Below are 20,424 nucleotides of genomic sequence, written 5' to 3'. Positions count from 1 at the left end.
TCACACCCCCCGGGGGCCGGCGTCGCCCCGGGCCCGGTCGAGTTCGTAGAGCCGGGCGAGGACGCCGAGGGCCAGGGAGTGGGAGGTGCCGGGCTGTTTGTCGAGGAGTTCCCGGGCGCGCCGCAGGTCGGCCTCGATGGCCCGCACCTGTTCGGCCTGGGGGCTCCTCGGGGCGGGCGCGGGCTGCTCCAGCTGCTCCTTGCCGAAGAGGTGGGAGGCCTCGCTGATCGCGGCCTGGGCGAGCGTGGTCATCTCGGTGCTGCGGATCGGGTTCTGGGTGTAGAGGCCGCGCGCGACGACCATGCACTCGGTGACGCGCTCGGTGATGCTCCAGGACAACGGGCCTTCACGGACCGGGAACTCGGGGTACACGGCGTGCACGTTGTCCCAGAGGCCGACGCCCTGGCCGTCGGTGATGCGGCGGGCCCAGAGGTGGTCGAGGATGCTCTCGGCGAGCCGCAGCAGCCGGTCCTGCGAGGCGATGTTCCTGGACAGCGCGCACAGTTGCAGGGTCCGTTTGAGCAGCTGTGCGGAGAAGTCGCCCATGGTCCACTTCATGGCGGGGCCGATCTTCTCGCTGCCCAGCAGCGGCAGGGTGACGCCGGGGTTGTGCAGGCCGACCGCCGGGTCCTCGCGGGTGGGGCGGCTGGTGATGCGGCCGCGGTCGGCGAGCCGTTCCATCACGGCGACGGTGCGGGTGAGGTCGTCGTCGGTGGCGCGTCGGCGGACCAGGTCGTGGACGAGGATGGAGGCCACGGAGAGGGAGAAGTACTCGGACTCCAGCTGCTGGAGCGTGGTGCGCCAGGGGATCTCCTCCAGCGGCCAGGTGGCGTCGTCGAAGCGGGCGATGGCGGACCAGTACTGCTGGGTGATCTCCCAGCGCAGCCGCAGGGCGTCGGCGAGCTTCTGCTGTTCGGCGGTGAGCAGACCGAGGACGAGGGTGCGCTCGGAGGACAGGTCGGGGATGCCGTCGAGGGCGACGACGGTGAAGTACAGGTAGGGCACGGCGCGGGCGACGCCCTCGGGCTGTTTGCCGATGCCCTGGGCGGTGGCCGGTTCGACCTCGATCTCGGGGGCGCCCTTCACCAGGCTCCAGGCCCAGCCGCACTCGAAGAGGCGGTTCTCGTTGCGGAGTTCGTCGGTGACGTCGCCGTCGAGGCCGAGGGTGACGCTCTCGGTGATGAGGGCGCGCAGCGACTTGAAGCGGTCCTGGAAGCGGGCGAGGACCTGCCGGTCGGAGAGCCGTCCGCGGCCGAGGAGACGGGCGAGCGCCTGCCCCTGGTCGGAGGTGATGTCGACGACGTTGACCGTGAAGGAGCGCAGCAGGCTGACCATGGCGGCGGTGAGCCGGGCGCTGGTCTCCTCGCGGAGCTTGTCGATGCGGGCGAGGGTGGAGGCGCGGCGGGTCTTGCCGCGGTAGACCTTGAGGAAGCCGAGGGTGGCCAGGCACAGCGTGATCGACATGGAGTAGGAGTCGACGACGCCGACCTCCCGCTGTTCCTTGGAGAGTTCGAGGTCGGGGTCCTCGGGCGCGAAGTAGTAGCCGCCCGCGAAGGTGGGGCCCTCCTCGCCGCGGTGCTTCTCCATGAAGTCGCCGAGGATCTCGACGAGGTTCGCGGGGATCTGGCTGGAGTCGCCCGCGTGGCGCAGGGACCGTTCCACGTCGAGCTGGGTGGTGTCGGGGTCGTCCAGGCGGAACGGCTCGATCTCGGTGGCCGGGTAGAGGAGGCAGAGCAGTCGCTCGGCGTCGGCGACGCTGCTGAGGCCGCCGTATTCGCCCCAGTCCCAGGTGCCGTCGTCGAAGGAGTGGCGGGCGACGGCCTGCCATACCTCGAGCAGATTCTGTCTCGGCTTGATCTGCATGCCCATTCCCCTCGCACAGGCCGGTCTCTACGGATTCAGCTGCCCCGTGGTCATTCTTTCCGTCGGCCGCAGACCAGAATCATTCCCTCGTATCCGTCGCGCACGAGATGGCCCGGATCGTCGAAGTGGTACATCTTCATGTCCTGGGCGAAAGGAGCGAGCGCGCTCTCCACCTTTTCGTCGTCGATTTCACGGGTGGCCGGGAAATCCACCTCACCGACGCGATATCCCCGGGAATGCTCCATGAAAGCGGCGGCGAAAGGCGCGCCCGGATTCAGGACACTCATGAAACAGCCCACTCCGCGCTGGAACTCGTCGAGCGAGGTGGTGATGGATTCGGCGACGAAGAACATCGTGCCGACGTCCCAGCGGCGGGTGTCGGCGCAGAGGTCGAAAAGGCTGCCGGGTTCGGGCTGCTGGACGGCTTCCTTGAAACGGACCCGGGGGGTGACGTCGAGTTCGGCATAGGCCGGGTCCTCGCACAGGACGTCCCAGAACTGGTCCCAGTGCGGGTCGTACTCGGCGACCTGGCTGCCGAGGTAGGCGAGATTGCGGGCGGACCGCTCCAGGAGCGTGATCCGGTCGCACCAGGGGAGCATGGCGAGCGTGGGATAGAGATTGGGGCCGGCGCCGACGTCAATACCGGAGGGGACTCTGCCGCTCCCCCGGAAATGATCACCGAAGTGGTCGCGCACCCGGGAGACGATCTCCTTGTCCACCGCCTGCATGTGGAGGTAGTTGCGCCCGATGTACGCCTGCGGGTCGAAGTCGTCCCAGCGTACGTCGGCATTCAGTTTTGGATCGGCGGTGGTTCCAGAAGTCATGGTTCACCTTACCGTAAGTCTACCAACGCGCGGGGGTCTTGAAGGCGGGGATACACGTGGCCAATGATGGAGATCAGGTACGGAAATCACACAAGGCCCCAATTCGATATGTCGACATTCACAAGGGGACGGCATGACTCCACTTCCCGGAGATCATTTCCGGTCGGCCACCGGTCCGGCCGTCGGTCCGGCTATCGGCCCGACGATCGGCCAGGTACCCGGAAAGACGCGGTTACGGATCCGAAGGGCCACCGAGGACGATCTGCCGCACCTGGCACGCCTCGACGAGCAGGCCTTCCCCCACGGTCCCTACCCGTTCTTCGTGCTGCGCCAACTCCTCACCGCGTTCCCCGACTTCCTGCTCCTCGTGGAGGAGGGCCGCGAGTTGCACGGCTATGTGCTCGCCAGCCCTCCGCACGAGGCGCAGAGCTGGGTCCTCAGCCTCGCCATCGCCCCCGCCCTGCGTGGACAGGGCCTGGGCCGGCAGCTCATGACGGGGATCCTCGGCCATCTGCGCGGCCAGGGCACCCACTCCGTCTGGCTCTCCGTGGAGCCCGGCAACGAGACGGCCGTCGCCCTCTACCTCTCCCTGGGCTTCGTCCCGGACCCCGGCGGCCCCCGCAAGGACTACTTCGGTCCCGGCGAGGACCGGCTGCTCATGTCGCTGACCCTGTGAACCGCCGTACGAAACGCCTCTGCCACGGCGTCTCCACGGCGTGCCGGTCGTAGTGCCGGCGCACGAACTGCACGGCCTCGGCCGCCGGTACCCCGTCCAGCACCGCCGGACAGGCCGGCGCCGTCCCGGTCCGCCCGCCCGCCGCCACACCCGGGCGAACGCGGCGCGGGCGTCGGACGGGATCCGCGGGCAGCCGGAAGCCGGGCCGGCGCACCCGGCACGCCTCCCAGGGCATGCGCGGCGGCTCCTTCCCGAGCAGACAGAGCCCGTACGACGGCACCGGCCCCGCCGGATCCGGCTCCCGCCGCAGCCCGCGCCCCCGCACGGTCCGCCCGGACGGCAGCACCAGCACCCCGGGCTCACCCTTCTCCCACAACTCGTCCATCCCGCCATGCGAACCTCACCCGCCCGCACAGGCAACCGATTCCCCCCGGCCGGTGGTCTGGAGGGCGAGGAGGGTGCTTGATGCAGGCCGAACTAGAGGATCGGTTCCAGGAGTTCGTCAGAGCGCGATGGTCCCGGCTGGTGCGGACCGCGTATCTGCTCACGGGGGACGTCCACCACGCCGAGGATCTGACACAGACCGCGCTGGCGAAGGCGTACCGCTCGTGGCGGCGGATCGCGCGCACCGACAACCCGGAGGCGTACGTCCGGCGGATGCTGGTCAGCTGCAACAGCGACCGGTTCCGCAAACGGCGGGTCACCGAGGCGCTGACCGCGGCGCCGCCGGACCTGGCGGGGCGCGACGAGGCGACCGGGCGGGTGGAGGAGCGCGGCTCCCTCATGGCCGGGCTGGCCCAGCTGCCCAAGAAACAGCGGGCCGTGGTCGTCCTGCGGTACTGGGAGGACCTGTCGGAGGCGGAGGTCGCCGAGGTGCTCGGCTGCTCCCCCGGCACGGTCAAGAGCCAGGCGTCGAAGGGGCTGGCGAAGTTGCGCACGTATCCGGGACTGGCGCCCAGCCGCGCGGTCTCCGGGCAGGGAGGTACCAGGTGAGCGGCGAGCGACACGTCGACGAGGCCGGGGACGATTTCGAGGAGCGGTTGCGGGAGCTGCTGGTACGGGACGCGGACATCGTCCGCCCCGCACCGGCCCCGTACCCGGCGATCAGGAGGCAGGGCATGGCGGAACGACGGCATCGGATGACGGCGGTCGCGGCGGCGCTGGTGGCGCTGACCGTGGTGCCGGTGGGGGCGTACGCCTGGGCCGGCGGGAACGGGGGGAAGGGCTCCGACACGGCGGCGCCGATGACCTCGGTCAGCGCCCCGGCGAGCCCGAAGTCGACGACGTCGTCCTCCGGTCCCGCGCGGCCGGCGAGCGACGCGCAGCTGCTGGACGGCATCACCTTCACGCAGGCCGCCGAGGGGCTCCAGAAGTGCCTGGACGCCGAGCGGGTCTCGTCGATCACCGGCATGCCGGGCAAGGCGTCGGGCTACCGGATCATCCTCGCCGCGAAGAGCACCGGTGACTCCAACACCCCGGGCGACGGCTTCCACGTCGTCGCGGTGCAGGACAAGCGGACCGGATCCCGGGTGATCTGCAACGTCAAGGACGGCAAGGCCGACGGCGTCAACATCAGCTCCGGAGACGCCGCGTCCCCGGAGGCGGGCCTGGTCGTGCCCGACCCCAACGCCGCCGACCTGTACATGCAGTCGGTCATCGACAAGGGGAAGTGGAAGCTACCGTTCCGCTGGGCCGCCATCGGTTACGTCGACCCGTCGGTCACCCGGGTCACCGTCTCCTACGGCGACAGCACCGTCGACCCGGCCGTCCTGGACCACGGCTGGTACATCGCGTACGGCACCCTGACCGAGGAGGTCGAGCTCGCCCCGCACGTCATGGGCTACGACGCGGCCGGCAAGCTGGTCTACGACTCCGACACCGACAAGACGTACGACCGCGCCCTCCCCTAGCGCTCCGCTAGAGGCCGGAGGCGTCCAGTCGGCGGAACTCGATCGTCTCGTACGGTCCCGCCGTCCCCGTCTCGTACAGCAGCCCCACCGTCTCCGCGTCCACCGGCACCAGGTCGGAGTAGGCGGCGGGGAGTCCGGAGAGGGTGACCGCCCGGGTGAAGGAGGTCCCGGAGTCCGTGCTGCGCCAGACGGCGGGGGCCCTGCGGGCGGTCGGGTCGGAGGGGGCGGAGAACAGCAACGGGGCTCCGGGGCCGCGGAGTTGGAGGGTGCTGCCCTGGACGACGGGGGCGTCGGCGAGGGTGGGCTGCGGGGCGTAGGGGTGGAGCAGGCTCTCGCCGCCGTCCTCGGAGACGGCGTCCACCCGGTTGCCGGGCGCCCGGCCGCCCTGGTCACGGGCGTTGAAGTAGACACGGCCGTCCGGTAGCTGGGCGGCCGTGCTCTCGTTGGCGTTGACCGTGCCGTCGTGGTCGGCGTCGACGAAGCCCAGCCGCCAGCTGCGGCCGCCGTCGTCGCTGAGCAGGGCGTGGCCGCCGTAGTAGCGGGCCTCCCGGCCGGTGTCGGCGGAGTCGGCGGGCGGGGCGGCGGAGTGGTTGGCGGGGACGACCAGCCGGCCCCGGTGCGGGCCCCGGGTGAGGGCGAGGGCATGGCCGGGGCCGGTGGCGTACCAGCGCCAGGACGGCAGCCGGACCGCGTCCGTGATGTCCCGCGGCGGGCTGAAGCGGCGGCCGTCGTCCGCGCTGTGCTGCACGTACACCCGGCGGCCCGGCGCCTCCCCGCGCATGATCTGCGCCTCGGTCGCCGTGCCCGGGTTGGCGCAGCTCACCAGGACCACGGTCCCGGTGCGCGGGTCGACCACCGGCGCCGGGTTGCCCCGGGTGTCGCCGTCTCCGGCGGCCACCACGGTCAGCGGGCCCCAGGTGCAGCCGCCGTCGGTGGAGCGGCGCAGCACGATGTCGATGTCCCCGGTGTCCCCGGGCCCGTCCCGGCGCCCCTCGGCGAAGGCCAGCAGGGTGCCGGTGGGGGTCCCCCCGCTCGAGCGAAGCCGAGAGTGGGGGAGGGTGGTGACGGCGGCGGGGATGCGGTAGGAGGCGTAGCCGCCCTGCCCGGAGACGTACGGCACGGAGGAGGTGCAGCGGCTGCCCGGGCCCGCGGCGGCCGGGCCGGCGGCGCCGAGGGGGGTCAGGACCACGGCGGTGGCGAGGAGGGCACGGCTCAGCAGGGTCATCGCGGCTCCCTTGGACGGACTGCCCACATCGTCCCCGGCACCACCGTCCCCGACTCGTACGCCACGACGACGAGCCGCGCCCGCTCGTGCGCCCCCGGCGTGGTCAGGAGGGCGTGCCCGCCGCATCCAGCAGGCGGGTGACCTCGTCCGCGTCGATCGTCAGGGCCGCGCCCACCGTGGCGAGGACCTCGCGTTCGGCGGGGGTGTAGGGGCCGTCCGCGAGGGCGATGCGGGCGCCCTGGAGGAGGATCGCCTCGCGGCCGGTGGGGGCGAGGTGGGGGGCGAGGGGGTCGAGTGCCTCGTGGAGCTCTATGGCGAGTCCGGCGCCGCAGGGTTCGCCGTAGGTGCGGCCGGTGTCGGCGGCGAGGGCGTCGACGAGGGCGGCGAGCTGTTCGCGGGTGCAGTCGGTGAAGCCGGCCGCGCGGACCGCGTCGGTGGCCGTGTCGAGGGAGGGGCGGGCGCAGGTGCCGCCCGCGGAGAGGACGGCGAGGGCGACGGTGTGGACGGCGTCGCGGAGCATCGCGGAGAAGCGGGTGGTGGTGGGGTGGTCGAGGACGTCGGTGCCGTACTGGCACTGGCAGGCCGCGCACTCGACGACCGGGCCGGTATCGCCGCGCGAGAGGACGGGCAGACCGAGGAGGGTGAACCGGCGCCGGCCGGTCAGCCGCTGGTAGTTGCGGTCGCCGCCGCAGCCGGGGCAGAAGAACTCGCCGTCCCCGACGGGTGTCCACGCGGTACGGGTGCCCAGGATGCGGGCAAGCCTGGTGACCTGGCCGTCTCGTCCCCGTCCTGGCAGCACGTCGCACCTCCGTAACCCCGCGGCAACATCGCCACGTCTGCGTGATGTTAGCCACAGGGGGGAGGACTAGTCAGCACCCAGGACGAGACCTTTCCGTGACCTGCACGGGACGGTGGCCGATAACCGACGGGGCCTTGATCGCCGTATACGACGGTCAAGGCCCCGAAACAGCCGGTCAGGCAGGTCAGCGGGTCGCGCGGTTGACCGCGGAGACGACCGCCTTCAGCGAGGCACGCGTCGTGTTCGCGTCGATGCCGATGCCCCACAGAACCTTGTCGCCGATCGCGCATTCGATGTACGAGGCGGCCTGCGCGGAGGCGCCCTCGCTCATCGTGTGCTCCTGGTAGTCGAGCAGGCGTACGTCGATGCCGATGGACTGCAGGGCGTCGAAGAAGGCCGAGATCGGACCGTTGCCGGTACCGGTCAGGACGGTGTCCTGGCCGTCGACCGTGGCCTCGACGGTGAGGGTGTCCACGCCGTCGGTGTCGGTGGTCGACTGGCCCGTGCGGACCTGGATGCGGCCCCAGGGGTTCTCCGGGTTCGGCAGGTACTCGTCCTGGAAGACCGCCCAGATGTCGGAGCCGGTGACCTCGCCGCCCTCGGCGTCCGTCTTCGCCTGGATGAGCTTCGAGAACTCGATCTGCATCCGGCGGGGCAGGTCCAGCTTGTGGTCGTTCTTCAGGACGTACGCGATCCCGCCCTTGCCGGACTGCGAGTTGACCCGGATGACGGCCTCGTAGGAGCGGCCGACGTCCTTGGGGTCGATCGGCAGGTACGGGACGGCCCACTCGATGTCGTCGACCGTGACGCCCTTGGCCGCCGCGTCGGCCTCCATCGCGTCGAAGCCCTTCTTGATGGCGTCCTGGTGGGAGCCGGAGAAGGACGTGTAGACCAGGTCGCCCACGTACGGGTGGCGCGGGTGGACCTCCATCTGGTTGCAGTACTCCCACGTACGACGGATCTCGTCGATGTCGGAGAAGTCGATCTGCGGGTCGACGCCCTGCGAGAACAGGTTCATGCCCAGGGTCACCAGGTCGACGTTGCCGGTGCGCTCGCCCTGGCCGAACAGACAGCCCTCGACGCGGTCGGCGCCGGCCATCAGGGCCAGTTCGGCGGCGGCGACGGCCGTACCGCGGTCGTTGTGCGGGTGGACGGAGATGACGACGTGCTCGCGGCGGGAGATGGTGCGGCTCATCCACTCGAAGCGGTCCGCGTGCGTCGAGGGGGTCGAACGCTCCACCGTGGCGGGCAGGTTGAGGATGATCTCGCGGCCCGGGCCGGGCTGGTAGACGTCCATCACCGCCTCGCAGACCTCCAGCGCGAAGTCCAGCTCGGTGTCGGTGAAGATCTCGGGGCTGTACTGGTAGCCGAACTCGGTCTCCGGGCCCAGCAGCTTCTCGGCGTACTCCATCACCAGCCGGGTGCCGTCGACGGCGATCTGCTTGATGTCGTCCTTGGAGCCGCGGAAGACCACCCGGCGGAAGACGGGGGCGGTGGCGTTGTACAGGTGGACGGTGGCCCGCTTGGCGCCCTTCAGGGACTCCACGGTCCGCTCGATCAGGTCCTCGCGGGCCTGGGTCAGCACGGAGATCGTGACGTCGTCCGGGATCACGCCCTCTTCCTCGATGATCGAGCGCACGAAGTCGAAGTCGGTCTGGCCGGAGGCGGGGAAGCCGACCTCGATCTCCTTGTAGCCCATCTTGACCAGCTGGTCGAACATCCGGCGCTTGCGCTCGGGCGACATCGGGTCGATCAGGGACTGGTTGCCGTCCCGCAGGTCGGTGGAGAGCCAGCGGGGGGCTACGGTGATCCGCTGGTTCGGCCAGGTGCGGTCGGGGATGTCGACCTGCTCGTACTGTCCGTACTTGTGGATCGGCATCTGGCTGGGCTGCTGGCGGTTCGCCATGTTCGCGGGGCTCCTCAGGATGTCCGGAAGGACGGCCGACGATGCAACGCAAAGCTCCGCGGGGAGGGAGTCGACCTGTCTTACAGGCCCTCGCCGCGGCAGCTAAGGAGAAGCAGCCCGAAACGCATAGTGCTCCGCAGCCTAGCCGAGCCGCTCCCGTCGCGTGGGTCCGTATCAGTATGCGGGACCACGGGAACCAAAGGGGCGAAACGTGCGCTATACCACTGCCCGCCGCAGATCAGCCATGTTTGTCACTGTTTTTCACCGATCATGGTTGCCTGTAGTGACACCGGAATAACACAGTGCAATGGTGCGACTCATGACGACGAACGGGGGCTTCGAGCCCGTCTTCTGCACCGTCGTACCGCCGCATGTCCTCGACAAGCTGGCGAGCAACGACGACCCCGCCCTGTCCCGGCCCGCCCAGCGCACCCTGCTGCGCGACGGCGAGCTGCGCAACCGCCGCCGGGTGGGCACCGAGTACGGCCTGTGGGCCGGCCCGACGGCGATCGCGAAGGCACCGGCCGACCAGCCGCTGCGCTCGATCTACGACTGCGCGCACGGCACCGACCTGCCCGGCACCAAGGTCCGCTCCGAGGGCCAGGACCCCGGCCAGGACGCCACGGTCAACCGCGCCTACTCCGGGCTCGGCGCCACCTTCGACCTCTACCTCAAGGCCTACGCCCGCCACTCCATCGACGGCGACGGTCTGCCGCTGGACGCCAGCGTCCACTACGACGAGGGCTACAACAACGCCTTCTGGAACGGCGAGCAGATGGTGTTCGGCGACGGCGACGGCCAGATCTTCGTCGACTTCACCAACTCCGTCGACGTCATCGGGCACGAGCTCACCCACGGCGTCACGCAGTACACGGCGAACCTGACCTACTACGGCCAGCCGGGCGCCCTGAACGAGTCGATGTCCGACGTGTTCGGCTCGCTCATCAAGCAGTACACGCTCGGCCAGACCGCCTCCGAGGCCGACTGGCTGATCGGCGCGGGCATCCTCGCCCCCGGCGTCACCGGTTCGGCCCTGCGCTCGATGAAGGCCCCGGGCACGGCGTACGACGACGACGTCCTCGGCAAGGACCCGCAGCCCGCGACCATGGACGACTACGTCCGCACCGGCCGCGACAACGGTGGCGTGCACATCAACTCGGGCATCCCCAACCACGCGTTCTACCTGGTCGCGACGGCCCTCGGCGGGCACGCCTGGGAGAAGGCGGGCCAGATCTGGTACGACGTGCTCACCGGCGGCAAGCTCACCCAGAAGGCGCTGTTCACCGACTTCGCCAAGCTGACCGTGAAGGCGGCGCGGGCGCGGTTCGGGGACGGCGGCGACGAGCTCCGGGCCGTGCAGAAGGCGTGGGAGCAGGTGGGGGTGCGGATCCTGTAGATCCGTACTAGACACGGTCCCATGCGGATTCGAGTGAGTCGCACGGGCGGCTTCGCGGGCATCGAGCGGCACGCCGAGGTGGACACCTCGGGGCGTCCCGATGCCCGCGCGTGGGAGGACCTGGCGAAGCAGGCGCTGGCGGACGGCGGTCCCACCCGTCCGCAGGGCGTCCCGGACGGGTTCAGCTACGAGATCACGGTGGACGGCAGGACGGTGTACGCGGCCGATCCCCGGCTCACCCCCGAGCAGCGCAAGCTGATCTCGCAGGTGTTGAAAGAAGGAGCCTGAAAGAAGGGGCCTGAAGGAAGGGGCCTGAAGAGGGGGCTTCCGGGAAGGGGTCCGGGCTGCCGTGCGCCGGGGCGTGCAACCGGTAGTTGCCGCCCGGGCGTTGACTTCCTTACCGGTGGGTAAGGATGATCCCGCCCATGGCGAACGATCCGCGCGACGCGGTGCACCCGATCCCCCAGTTCCCGGCCGGCTTCCTGTGGGGCGTCTCCACCTCCGCCCATCAGATCGAGGGCGCCGCGGACCGGCGCGAGCCGTCCGTGTGGGACACCTTCTCCGCCGAGCCCGGACGGGTGAAGGACGGCTCCACGGCGGAGGTGGCCTGCGACCACTACCACCGCCACACCGAGGACGTGGCCCTCCTGAAGGACCTCGGGGTGGACGCGTACCGCTTCTCCATATCCTGGCCCCGGGTGAACTCCCCCGGCGGTCTGGACTTCTACGACGCCCTGGTGGACGAGCTGCTGGCGGCGGGCGTGCGCCCCGTCCCCACCCTCTTCCACTGGGACCTGCCGGCCCGCCTGGACTGGCTGGAGCGCGACACCGCGTCCCTCTTCGCGGACTACGTGACGACGGTCGTGGACCGCCTCGGCGACCGGGTGAACAAGTGGATCACCCTCAACGAGCCCGCCGAGCACACCCTGCTGGGCCACGCCCTCGGCACCCACGCCCCCGGCAAGCAGCTGCTCTTCGACGCGCTGCCGGTCGCCCACCACCAGCTCCTCGCCCACGGTCTCGCGGTACGGGCCCTGCGCGCGGCCGGTGCCACGGACATCGGCGTCGCCAACTCCCACGGCCCGACCTGGCCCGCGTCCCAGGAACCGGCCGACCTGGAGGCGGCCGCCTTCTACGACCTCCTGCTGAACCGGCTGTTCGCGGAGCCGCTGCTGCTGGGCGAGTACCCGGAAGGGCTCGGCGAGCTGATGCCGGGCGATGTCGCCACCGATCTGAAGATCATCGGCGAGCCGCTCGACTGGTACGGCGTGAACTACTACGCCCCGACCAGGGTGGGCGCCCCGCAGGGCACCGAGATCGAGTTCGGCGGGATCACCATGCCGGCCGAACTCCCCTTCTCCGTACGGGAGATCGAGGGCGTCCCGGTGACGGACTTCGGCTGGCCGGTGGTCCCCGAGGGCCTGACCGAACTGCTCACCACCTTCAAGGAGCGCTACGGCGACCGCCTCCCGCCGGTGGTCATCACCGAGAACGGCTGCTCCTACGACGGCCTCGACGACCAGGACCGGATCGCCTACCTCGACGGCCATGTCCGCGCGCTGCACCGGGCGCTGGAGGCGGGCGTGGACGTACGCGGCTACTTCGTGTGGTCGCTGCTGGACAACTTCGAGTGGGCGGAGGGCTACGCGCGCCGCTTCGGCCTGGTCCACGTCGACTACGCGAGCCAGACCCGCACCCCCAAGGCGTCCTACCACTGGTACCGGGACGTCCTGCGGGCCCAGGCATCGCGGGCGCGGGGATGACGACGGAGGACAGGGCGCCGGACCGCGGCGCCCCGGCCGCCCCCGCCGCCCCCGGGGCCGCGCTGGCCGAGCCCGTCGAGCGCGTGGGCAAGGGCTGGACCTCGGCCCTGTCCCTCGCCAACGGGGCGATCTGGGTGGGCTGGTACGGCCCGCTGCAGATCCTGCTTGCCTCCCAGGCCAAGGACTTCGCGCCCGGCTCCGGCATGTCGAAGGAGACCATGCTGGCCTGGGTCACCGGCGTGGGCGCGCTGGTGTCGCTGTGGGCCAACCCGCTCTTCGGCGCCCTGTCGGACCGGACCACGTCCCGGTACGGCCGCCGTACCCCGTGGATCGTGGCGGGCGCGGTGGGCGGCGCCCTGTCCCTGCTGCTGCTCGCGGTGGCGGACGGGGTGTGGACGATGGCGCTGGGCTGGTGCCTGGTGCAGCTCACCCTCAACGCGGCCTTCGCGGCGGTCACGGCGGCGGTCCCGGACCGGGTGCCCCGGTCCCAGCGGGGTTCCGTGGGCGGCTGGCTCGGGGTCGCACAGGTCCTCGGCGTGGTCGGCGGCACGGCGCTCGTCACGGTGGCGGGCGGCGTGGGCGCGGGCTATGTGGCGTGCGCGGTGTTCACCGCGCTGGGCGTGCTGCCGTACGTCCTGCGCTACGAGGATCTGCGGCTGCCGGTGACGGACCGCCCTGCCTGGTCCTGGCCCGGCTTCCTGAAGGGCTTCTGGCTGAGCCCCAGGAGGTACCCCGACCTGGGCTGGGCCTGGCTCACCCGGTTCCTGATGAACCTGAGCAACGCGCTGGTGCTGCTGTACCTGCTGTACTACCTGCGCGACCGGCTGCACTACGCCGACCCCGACCAGGGCGTGCTGATCCTTTCGGCGGTGAACGGGCTCACCCTGCTCGCCACGGTCGTCGTCGGGGGCGTCTGGTCGGACCGGGTGGGCCGGCGCAAGCCGTTCGTGGTCTGGTCCGGCGTGCTGATGGCGGTGGCGACGGCGGGGCTCGCGGTCTGGCAGACCTGGCCGGGGGCGATCGTCGCGGCGGCCGTGCAGGGCATCGGCTACGGCGTGTTCGCCTCCGTCGACTTCGCGCTGATGACCGACGTCCTGCCCAAGGCCCTGGACCGGGGCAAGGACCTCGGCATCATCAATGTCGCCAACTCCCTGCCCCAGGTCGCGGCCCCCGTCCTCGCCGCCCCGCTCGTCACCTACCTCGGCGGCTACCGGATGCTGTACGCGGTGGCGGCGGCGGTGGGCCTGGCGGGCGCGGTGCTGGTGGGGCGGATCAGGGGGGTGGAGTGAGCCTCTCCCCCGGGGCTACAGGGCTCCGGCGTCCCGGGCGGTCCACGCCGACGGGTAGACCGGGCGGAAGCCGAGATCCCGGCGGATCCGCCGGTTGGACATGATCCCGAACCAAGGGCCGGGGTCGGTGTCGGGGTCGGTGTCGGGGTCGGTCCGGGTCCCGATGCCGGCCGGCACCTCGACCCCGTTGAGGTGGTACAGCTCGACCGTCGTGACGGGGGCGTCGTCGGCGATGTTGTAGACCGGCCCGCCCACCGCGGGCGCGTACAGCAGGCGCAGCAGCCCCTGGGCGACGTCGGCGTGGTGGGTCATCTGCAACCGCTGGGCCGGCGCCCAGGCCGCGGCCCACTGGAGGGCCTGGGCGAGGTGGGGGTCACCGTCGCCGTAGACGAAGGGCAGCCGGGCGATCCGCACCTGAAGCCCGTCCAGCGCCAGCAGCTCCCGCTCGGCGGCCGCCTTGGACTCGTTGTAGGCGCCCCACATCATGCCGCCGGGCCGGATCTCGTCGTCCTCGGTGAGCGGCCGCCCCCGCCCGACGCCGTACACCATCCCCGTGCTGACCTGCACGAACCGCCCCACCCCGGCGCTCCGCGCGGCCCGTCCGAGCGCCACGGCGGCATCCCGGTTGACGGCCCACGCCTCCTCGTCCGGCACCCCCCGGAAGGAGGCCGCGGCATGCACCACCGCGTCCACCCCCGCCACGGCCTTGCCGAGGGTCTCCTCGTCCCGCAGATCCCCGGTCACCACCTCGGCGCCCAGCTCGGCGAACCGCTCCCCGCGCGCCGCGTCCCGGACCAGCACCCGCACCCGCTCGCCCGGCTCGCGCTGCGCCAGCAGCCTCGGCACGAAGCGCCGCCCGACCTGTCCGGTGGCCCCTGTCACGAGTGTCAGCATGATCGTCTCCTCACGTCCGTACTCTCTGCTGCCTCCACCCTCGGGCGGAGCCGGAGCGGGCGGGAGAGACCCGTGGATCAGGGGATCGGCAGTCCCTGGATAAGACCGGCGGGATGCCGCAGCCTGGAAGGGTGAACCGAGCCGAACTCGCCGACTTCCTGCGCCGCGGGCGGGCCCGTCTCGCCCCCTCGGACGTGGGCCTGGCCCCGGGCGCCCGGCGCCGCACCCCCGGACTGCGCCGCGAGGAGGTGGCCGGGCTGGCGGGCATGTCCGTGGACTACTTCACGCGTCTGGAACAGTGCCGCGGCCCCCGCCCGTCCCGCCAGATGCTGACGGCACTCGCCCGCGCGCTGCGGCTGAGCGCCGACGAACGCGACCATCTGTTCCACCTGGCCGGTGAGGAGCCGCCGCGCCGGGAGACGGCGTCGACGCATGTGTCGCCCGGCCTGATGCTGATCCTGGACCGGCTGGACGACACCCCGGCGCAGGTGGTGACCGACTGCGGTGAGGTGCTGGCCCAGAACGCGATGGCCAGGGCGCTGACCCTCGACGTGATGTCCCGGCCCCGGCGCGAGCGCAACCTCGTCCGCAGGTACTTCCTGGACCCGGCCGCGCGCACCCTGTTCCCGGAGGAGGACCGCCCGGACCACGCCCGCGCCCAGGTGGCCAATCTGCGCGCGGTGACCGCCGCCCGTCCCGACGACCCGGAACCTGCCGCGCTGGTCGCCGAACTCCGCGCGGGCAGCGAGGAGTTCGCCCGCCTCTGGGACGCCCACGAGGTGGCCCTGCGCCACAAGGCGACAAAACGCTTCCTGCACCCGCTGGTCGGCCTGCTGGACCTGGACTGCGAGGTCCTGCTCAGCTACGAGCACCACCAGCTCCTGGTCGTCCACACGGCCCGCCCGGGCACGGACACCTACGAACGCCTGCGGCTCCTGCGGGTGCTGGGGCTCCAGGACTTCACGCCCGGCGGGGTGGGGGCGGGGGGCGGCTGAGGCGCCGCTTGTCCCTGTTCGCGACGGGGCAGGATGACTCCGGCGTCGCGGCGGGGCAGGGGGAAGGCTGATGCGAGTCGGTGGCTGGGGACTGGAACTGGTCTGTGTCTGTTACCTGTTGATCGTCTACATCACCAGCCGGGGGCTGATCGCCGCTCCCCGGTACCGGCTGTTGCAGGCGCGGCTGCGGGACTGCCGGGCGCGGGCGGCGTATCTGGGCGGGGTCTGGGAGGACGGGGCGCCGCAGCGGGCCGTGGTCGGGGCGGTGGCGGGGCGGCTGGCGCAGTTGGAGGAGGGCGGGACCGTGGTGTGGCGGCTGAGCGCGCGGTACGGGGTGATCGCGATCCCGCTGTCGAAGCTCGCCGCGGCGTGGCGGGTGCTGCACGCCGCGGAGCGCAGGCTGCTCGGGGTCGAGCCGGAGGAGGAGGTGCTGGCGCAGCGGGAGTCGCTGGTGCTCCGGCTGCGGGCGTCGGGGGATGCGGCCGACGAGGAGATGGCGGACCGGGTCGCCGCCGCCGACGTGGGCGCGGTCGCGGGGCGGGCGCTGGTGCTGGCGGCCGCTCAGCGGCTGGACGACGCCGAGGACGGGGCGGCGGAGCGGGACTACGACCAGCAGCGCATCGCGCTGTGGCTGGCGCTGACCGGGCTGTGCGCGGTCCTGCTGATCGGGAGGGTGCTGGATCACCGGGAGACGATGCTGCTCGGTGCGCTGGGCGGGTTCCTGTCCCCGGTGGTCGGGGTGATGCGGGCGCAGCGTCCGCCGTCGTCGTGGGGGGTGCTGGTGCTCGCGCCGGTGGGCGGGGCGCTGGCGGCGGTCGGGGGGCTGCTGCTGGTGCGGATGCTCGCCGACCCCGAGCTGAACCTGCTCGGCCAGGTGTTCCTGGAGAACTCCTGGAACGCCCCGGCCCGTCCGATCGCGCTGGCCATCGCCCTGCTCTTCGGCTTCTCCGGCCAGCTCTTCTCCCGGCTGGCCCTCACCGCCACCGGCCAGCTGACCGCACCGGCGCCGGGCCCGCGGGCGGTGTGAGGGCCGCCGTACCGTCTAGAAGCCGAGCTTGCGGAGCTGCTTGGGGTCGCGCTGCCAGTCCTTGGCGACCTTGACGTGCAGGTCGAGGAAGACGGGGGTGCCGAGGAGGGCCTCGATCTGCTGGCGGGACTTGATGCCCACGTCCTTCAGGCGGCGGCCCTTCGGGCCGATGATGATGCCCTTCTGGCTGGTGCGCTCGATGTAGATGTTCGCGTGGATGTCGAGGAGCGGCCGGTCGGCGGGGCGGTCCTCGCGCGGGAGCATCTCCTCGACGACGACGGCGATGGAGTGCGGCAGCTCGTCGCGGACGCCCTCCAGGGCGGCCTCGCGGATCAGCTCGGCGACCATCACCTGCTCGGGCTCGTCGGTCAGGTCGCCCTCGGGGTAGAGCGCGGGGCCCTCGGGGAGCATGGGGACCAGCAGGTCGGCGAGGAGGTCCACCTGGCGGTCGCCGACCGCGGAGACGGGGATGATCTCCGCCCACTCGAAGCCCAGCTCCTTGCCGAGCTGGTCGATCGCGATGAGCTGCTCGGCGAGCACCTTGGAGTCCACGAGGTCGGTCTTGGTGACGACGGCGACCTTCGGGGTCTTCTTGATGCCGGCCAGTTCCTTGGCGATGAAGCGGTCGCCGGGGCCCAGCTTCTCGTTCGCCGGGAGGCAGAAGCCGATCACGTCGACCTCGGCCCAGGTGGTGCGGACCACGTCGTTGAGGCGCTCGCCGAGGAGCGTGCGCGGTTTGTGCAGCCCCGGGGTGTCGACCAGGATGAGCTGGGCGTCGGGGCGGTGCACGATGCCCCGCACCGTGTGCCGGGTGGTCTGCGGCCGGTTCGAGGTGATCGCCACCTTCTTCCCGACCAGAGCGTTCGTGAGGGTGGACTTGCCCGCGTTGGGGCGGCCCACGAAGCAGGCGAAGCCGGCGCGGTGCAGGGTCCCGGCCGGCTGCTCGGATGACTGGTTACGAACGCTCATGGCCCCATTCTCCCTGATCCATGAAGCCCCGCCGTACACACGAGCGGCTCCGCCGCCCTCGGTGAGCTTCCGGAAACCCGCCCGCAACGAAACGTCACGGAAACACACCCGTACGCGACCGGAAACCGGGACCGGTGACCCTCTGACGAGCCCACCCACCGTTGGAGACCCCGTGACGTCCCTCGCCGCCGCACACGTCGACACCGGCGACACCGCCTGGCTGCTCGCCGCCACCGCGCTCGTCCTGCTGATGACCCCGGGCCTGGCCCTCTTCTACGGCGGCATGGTCCGCACGAAGAGCGTGCTCAACATGCTCATGATGAGTTTTGTGTCGATCGCGCTGGTCACGATCGTGTGGCTGGCCGCCGGCTACTCCCTCGCCTTCGGGGACGACCTGGGCGGCGGGATCATCGGCGGGCTGGAGCACGCCGGCATGGCGGGCCTCGGCCCGGACAGCGTCCAGGGCACGGTCCCGACGCTCCTCTTCGCCACCTTCCAGCTCACCTTCGCGATCATCACGGCGGCCCTGATCAGCGGCGCGATCGCGGACCGCGCGAAATTCGGGGCCTGGCTGGTCTTCGTCCCCGTCTGGGCGCTGCTCGTATACGTTCCCGTCACCCACTGGGTCTGGGGCCCCGGCGGCTGGATCGTCAGCGAGCTGGGCGCCCTCGACTTCGCGGGCGGACTCCCCGTCGAGATCACCTCCGGCGCCTCGGGACTCGCCCTCTGTCTGGTCCTCGGCCCCCGTCTGGGCTTCAAGAAGGACGCGATGCGTCCGCACAACCTGCCCATGGTCGTGCTCGGCGCCGGTCTGCTCTGGTTCGGCTGGTTCGGCTTCAACGCGGGCTCCGCCCTCGGCGCCAACGGGCTCGCCGCCGCGGTCTTCCTCAACACCCTCGCCGCCGGCTGCACCGGCCTGCTGGGCTGGCTCTTCGTCGAGCAGAAGCGCGACGGCCATCCGACCACCCTGGGCGCGGCCTCGGGCGCGGTGGCCGGTCTGGTCGCGATCACCCCGTCCTGCGGGTCGGTCTCCCTGCTCGGCGCGCTCGTCGTCGGTCTGGCCGCCGGTGCGGTCTGCTCGTATGCCGTGAGCTGGAAGTTCAAGTTCAACTACGACGACTCGCTGGACGTCGTCGGCGTCCACCTGGTCGGCGGCGTCATCGGCACCCTCCTCATCGGCGTCTTCGCCGTGGACACCATGACCGGTGGCGCGGAGGGGCTCCTGTACGGCGGCGGGTTCACCCAGCTCGGCAGGCAGCTGGTCGCGGTGGTCGTCGTGGCGGCGTACGCCTTCGGTGTGACGTACGGCATCGGCACGGTCCTCGACCGCACGCTGGGCTTCCGCGCGGACGAGGACCAGGAGCACACCGGCCTGGACCTTACGGTGCACGCCGAGACCGCATACGATCACGGCGTCCTGGGCCACGGTGCCCCGGTCGGCCACTCCGTCCTCCCCTCCGCCCAGAAGGTCAAGCCCCACGAATGAAGCTCATCACCGCGATCGTCAAGCCGTACCGCCTCGACGAGGTCAAGACGGCGCTCCAGGAGCTCGGCGTCCACGGGCTGACCGTGACCGAGGCCAGCGGGTACGGCCGGCAGCGCGGCCACACCGAGGTGTACCGGGGGGCCGAGTACCAGGTCGACCTCGTGCCGAAGGTGCGGATCGAGGTCGTCGTCGAGGACGCGGAGTCCGAGGCGGTGATCGACGCGGTGGTGCGGGCGGCGCACACCGGGAAGATCGGGGACGGGAAGGTGTGGGCGGTGCCGGTGGAGACGGTGGTGCGGGTGCGGACGGGGGAACGAGGTCCCGACGCCCTTTAGGCACCGGTCGTGGTGTGTGTTTTCGTCTGCGGGTGCGTTGTGGCTGGTCGCGCAGTTCCCCGCGCCCCTTCAGGGCGCATTCGGCGCCGTCTGATCAAGAACCACACCCCGATGGCGATCCCCGCCGCCAGCACCCCGGTCACCAGCCACGGCACCGCCACGAAGGACGCCGTCGCCGACTCCTTCGTGCCCGTGGCCGTCGCCGTCAGCCTCACGTCCGCCCAGTCGAGCTGAGGCGCCCCCGTCCACCGTTCCGTCAGGCGGACGCGTTGGCCCGGCAGGAGCTGGGACGGGAGTCTCTTCAGGTCCCGGGTGAGGAGCGTGCGGCCGAAGAGACCCTCGGCCTTGAGGGCGACCTTGGGCTGGAGGGTGACGTTGCCGGTGTTGTGCAGGGTGTAGGAGATCGTCGCCGTGCTGTCGCCGAGGCCGGGGATCAGCGGCTGGTGGTGGCTGATGCGGACGTCCTCGACGGCGAGCGCGGGCAGCGTGGGGCCGCCGACCGTGAGGTAGACGCGGGCGCCGACCGCCCGCTGGACGCCGAGGGCGACCGAGCCGTCGCCCCGGTCGATCCGTTCGTCTAGGGCGACGATCGCGCCGGGGTGGTCCCCGGGCTCGGCGTTCTCGGGCACCTTGACGGTGAACGGCACGGTGACGGTCTGGTGGGCGGGCACGGTGACCCGGTCCTTCGGCAGGACGGCCCACGCGCCCACGCCCCGCATCCGCTCCCCGAGCGACTTCACGGCGAAACCGCCGTCGCGGGCGGTGTTGTAGGCGTCGGCGGCGTACAGCCGGAAGGTGAGGGGGCCGGCCGTCTTGTTGGCGACGACGACCTTGTCCTGGACGCTCTGGCCGGGATCGGCGGAGACATAGAAGTACGGCCGTGCGGCGATGGCCGAGGAGACGGGGTAGACCGACCAGCTTCCGTTGTCGGCGGCCCGGGCGGGCGCGGCGGTCAGCAGGCCGAGCAGAAACGGCAGGAGCAGCGGGAGGAGAACGGCGTACGGCTTGCGCAGCGACATGGGTGCGGACCCCCACAGACGTTCCACGGGTGATGGGACGGGCTCGGT

At 71.5% G+C, this 20,424-nt stretch carries 20 protein-coding genes; 11 read left to right on the top strand and 9 right to left on the bottom strand.

The features are described from left to right. Both ABZ490_RS00730 and ABZ490_RS00725 read right to left on the bottom strand, forming a co-directional pair. Positions 1–1,863 (bottom strand): SCO2524 family protein, encoded by a 1,863-nt coding sequence (locus ABZ490_RS00730; protein ID WP_358982436.1) that lies wholly within the window; start codon positions 1,861–1,863, stop codon positions 1–3. A 50-nt stretch (positions 1,864–1,913) separates the two neighbouring features. Next, positions 1,914–2,687, bottom strand: a complete 774-nt coding sequence (locus ABZ490_RS00725; protein WP_358982434.1) for an SCO2525 family SAM-dependent methyltransferase — start codon at positions 2,685–2,687, stop codon at positions 1,914–1,916. A gap of 133 nt (positions 2,688–2,820) precedes the next feature. Here ABZ490_RS00725 and ABZ490_RS00720 point away from each other — a divergent pair, with 133 nt between their 5' ends. Next, positions 2,821–3,363, top strand: a complete 543-nt coding sequence (locus tag ABZ490_RS00720) for a GNAT family N-acetyltransferase (RefSeq protein ID WP_358982432.1) — start codon at positions 2,821–2,823, stop codon at positions 3,361–3,363. Here ABZ490_RS00720 and ABZ490_RS00715 read toward each other — a convergent pair. Continuing rightward, positions 3,344–3,748 carry a protein phosphatase gene (locus ABZ490_RS00715; protein ID WP_358982430.1) on the bottom strand — a complete coding sequence of 135 codons (405 nt, stop codon included), beginning with the start codon at positions 3,746–3,748 and terminating at the stop codon, positions 3,344–3,346. The genes ABZ490_RS00720 and ABZ490_RS00715 overlap by 20 nt on opposite strands. Before the next feature lie 80 nt (positions 3,749–3,828). Between ABZ490_RS00715 and ABZ490_RS00710 the strand changes: the two genes are divergently transcribed. Then, entirely contained in the window at positions 3,829–4,356 is a 528-nt protein-coding gene (locus tag ABZ490_RS00710) for a SigE family RNA polymerase sigma factor (protein WP_358982428.1), read from the top strand. Further along, positions 4,353–5,273, top strand: coding sequence for a hypothetical protein (locus tag ABZ490_RS00705; protein ID WP_358982426.1), 921 nt, complete (start codon positions 4,353–4,355; stop codon positions 5,271–5,273). Before ABZ490_RS00710 ends, ABZ490_RS00705 begins: the two co-directional genes overlap by 4 nt. A gap of 7 nt (positions 5,274–5,280) precedes the next feature. Here the strand turns inward: ABZ490_RS00705 and ABZ490_RS00700 are convergent, their stop codons facing one another. The 3 genes from ABZ490_RS00700 to leuA form a co-directional block, all read right to left on the bottom strand. Next, the gene (locus ABZ490_RS00700; protein WP_358982424.1) at positions 5,281–6,498 is read right to left on the bottom strand and encodes a sialidase family protein; all 1,218 of its coding nucleotides are present in this window, start codon (positions 6,496–6,498) and stop codon (positions 5,281–5,283) included. Positions 6,499–6,601: 103 nt separating this feature from the next. Beyond that, positions 6,602–7,297 (bottom strand): TerB family tellurite resistance protein, encoded by a 696-nt coding sequence (locus ABZ490_RS00695; protein WP_358982422.1) that lies wholly within the window; start codon positions 7,295–7,297, stop codon positions 6,602–6,604. Between the two features lie 184 nt (positions 7,298–7,481). Further along, positions 7,482–9,203 (bottom strand): 2-isopropylmalate synthase, encoded by a 1,722-nt coding sequence (gene leuA, locus ABZ490_RS00690; RefSeq protein ID WP_358982420.1) that lies wholly within the window; start codon positions 9,201–9,203, stop codon positions 7,482–7,484. Between the two features lie 319 nt (positions 9,204–9,522). Between leuA and ABZ490_RS00685 the strand changes: the two genes are divergently transcribed. The 4 genes from ABZ490_RS00685 to ABZ490_RS00670 all read left to right on the top strand — a co-directional run bounded on the left by ABZ490_RS00685 (position 9,523) and on the right by ABZ490_RS00670 (position 13,651). Further along, a complete protein-coding gene (locus ABZ490_RS00685) occupies positions 9,523–10,599 on the top strand; it encodes a M4 family metallopeptidase (RefSeq protein ID WP_358982418.1) in 1,077 nt (358 codons plus the stop codon). Positions 10,600–10,620: 21 nt separating this feature from the next. After that, positions 10,621–10,887 (top strand): protealysin inhibitor emfourin, encoded by a 267-nt coding sequence (locus ABZ490_RS00680; RefSeq protein WP_358982416.1) that lies wholly within the window; start codon positions 10,621–10,623, stop codon positions 10,885–10,887. Between the two features lie 137 nt (positions 10,888–11,024). Continuing rightward, on the top strand, positions 11,025–12,362 hold the full coding sequence (locus ABZ490_RS00675) for a GH1 family beta-glucosidase (RefSeq protein ID WP_358982414.1): 1,338 nt from the start codon (positions 11,025–11,027) through the stop codon (positions 12,360–12,362). Continuing rightward, a complete protein-coding gene (locus ABZ490_RS00670; RefSeq protein WP_358982412.1) occupies positions 12,359–13,651 on the top strand; it encodes an MFS transporter in 1,293 nt (430 codons plus the stop codon). Before ABZ490_RS00675 ends, ABZ490_RS00670 begins: the two co-directional genes overlap by 4 nt. Before the next feature lie 15 nt (positions 13,652–13,666). Here ABZ490_RS00670 and ABZ490_RS00665 read toward each other — a convergent pair whose 3' ends face one another. Further along, a complete protein-coding gene (locus tag ABZ490_RS00665; protein ID WP_358982409.1) occupies positions 13,667–14,545 on the bottom strand; it encodes an NAD(P)-dependent oxidoreductase in 879 nt (292 codons plus the stop codon). 131 nt (positions 14,546–14,676) lie between these two features. Here ABZ490_RS00665 and ABZ490_RS00660 point away from each other — a divergent pair, with 131 nt between their 5' ends. Continuing rightward, on the top strand, positions 14,677–15,540 hold the full coding sequence (locus ABZ490_RS00660; protein WP_358982407.1) for a helix-turn-helix transcriptional regulator: 864 nt from the start codon (positions 14,677–14,679) through the stop codon (positions 15,538–15,540). Positions 15,541–15,610: 70 nt separating this feature from the next. After that, positions 15,611–16,567, top strand: coding sequence for a hypothetical protein (locus ABZ490_RS00655; RefSeq protein WP_358982405.1), 957 nt, complete (start codon positions 15,611–15,613; stop codon positions 16,565–16,567). A gap of 15 nt (positions 16,568–16,582) precedes the next feature. Here the strand turns inward: ABZ490_RS00655 and era are convergent, their stop codons facing one another. Continuing rightward, positions 16,583–17,536, bottom strand: coding sequence for a GTPase Era (gene era, locus ABZ490_RS00650; RefSeq protein ID WP_358982403.1), 954 nt, complete (start codon positions 17,534–17,536; stop codon positions 16,583–16,585). Between the two features lie 172 nt (positions 17,537–17,708). Here era and ABZ490_RS00645 point away from each other — a divergent pair, with 172 nt between their 5' ends. Together ABZ490_RS00645 and ABZ490_RS00640 are read left to right on the top strand one after the other, a co-directional pair. Beyond that, on the top strand, positions 17,709–19,022 hold the full coding sequence (locus ABZ490_RS00645; RefSeq protein WP_358982401.1) for an ammonium transporter: 1,314 nt from the start codon (positions 17,709–17,711) through the stop codon (positions 19,020–19,022). Beyond that, positions 19,019–19,357, top strand: coding sequence for a P-II family nitrogen regulator (locus tag ABZ490_RS00640; protein ID WP_067244397.1), 339 nt, complete (start codon positions 19,019–19,021; stop codon positions 19,355–19,357). Before ABZ490_RS00645 ends, ABZ490_RS00640 begins: the two co-directional genes overlap by 4 nt. On the opposite strand, the gene ABZ490_RS00635 is transcribed toward ABZ490_RS00640, so the two are convergent. Continuing rightward, positions 19,354–20,376, bottom strand: coding sequence for a DUF916 domain-containing protein (locus ABZ490_RS00635; protein WP_358982399.1), 1,023 nt, complete (start codon positions 20,374–20,376; stop codon positions 19,354–19,356). The genes ABZ490_RS00640 and ABZ490_RS00635 overlap by 4 nt on opposite strands. Positions 20,377–20,424: the final 48 nt, after the last annotated feature.

This window comes from Streptomyces sp. NPDC005811 (genome assembly GCF_040630405.1).
In the GTDB taxonomy this organism is placed as follows: domain Bacteria; phylum Actinomycetota; class Actinomycetes; order Streptomycetales; family Streptomycetaceae; genus Streptomyces.
This window is presented reverse-complemented; position numbering and strand designations above follow the sequence as displayed.